Origin of the sequence: Paenarthrobacter nitroguajacolicus (assembly GCF_007786235.1) — a bacterium.
In the GTDB taxonomy this organism is placed as follows: Bacteria; Actinomycetota; Actinomycetes; order Actinomycetales; family Micrococcaceae; genus Arthrobacter; species Arthrobacter nitroguajacolicus_A.
Map to the genome: position 1 here is coordinate 1 of NZ_VNFK01000063.1, position 682 is coordinate 682.

General features: G+C 47.2%; 1 protein-coding gene. It reads left to right on the top strand.

Annotated features, from left to right (window positions below; translation table 11 throughout):
* On the top strand, window positions 1–542 hold a 542-nt coding region (locus FQP90_RS23000), incomplete at its 5' end, for a chlorophyll a/b-binding protein (RefSeq protein WP_144653427.1).
* Window positions 543–682: the final 140 nt, after the last annotated feature.

The window sequence follows — 682 nt, forward strand, 5'->3', positions numbered from 1 at the left end:
CTGCCCCCGAGACATTCGCCAAGAACCGTGAACTTGAGGTGATCCACTCAAGATGGGCCATGCTTGGAGCTCTTGGATGTGTTTTCCCAGAGCTTTTGGCCCGTAACGGTGTCAAGTTCGGTGAAGCTGTATGGTTCAAGGCTGGTGCCCAAATCTTTAGCGAAGGTGGTCTTGACTACTTGGGAAACCCAAGTTTGGTCCATGCCCAGAGCATCTTGGCCATTTGGGCTACCCAAGTGATCTTGATGGGTGCAGTTGAGGGTTACAGAATTGCTGGTGGGCCATTGGGTGAGGTTGTTGACCCACTTTACCCAGGTGGCAGCTTCGACCCATTAGGCCTTGCGGATGACCCAGAGGCTTTTGCTGAATTGAAGGTGAAGGAGCTCAAGAATGGAAGACTAGCTATGTTCTCCATGTTTGGATTCTTTGTTCAAGCCATTGTGACCGGAAAGGGGCCTTTGGAAAACCTTGCTGACCACCTTGCTGACCCTGTTGCCAACAACGCCTGGTCCTACGCTACAAACTTCGTCCCCGGAAAGTAAACTATTTTAAATATTGGTTATGTCATATCGAAATATATTTTCGGTGCTTTTGGTGACAATTTGAGGCCATCCTTGTATATTATTGTTGAATTTTCATTTTGTAACCCATTTCTGGAATGAAAAGTGTGCGTTTCTTTGAA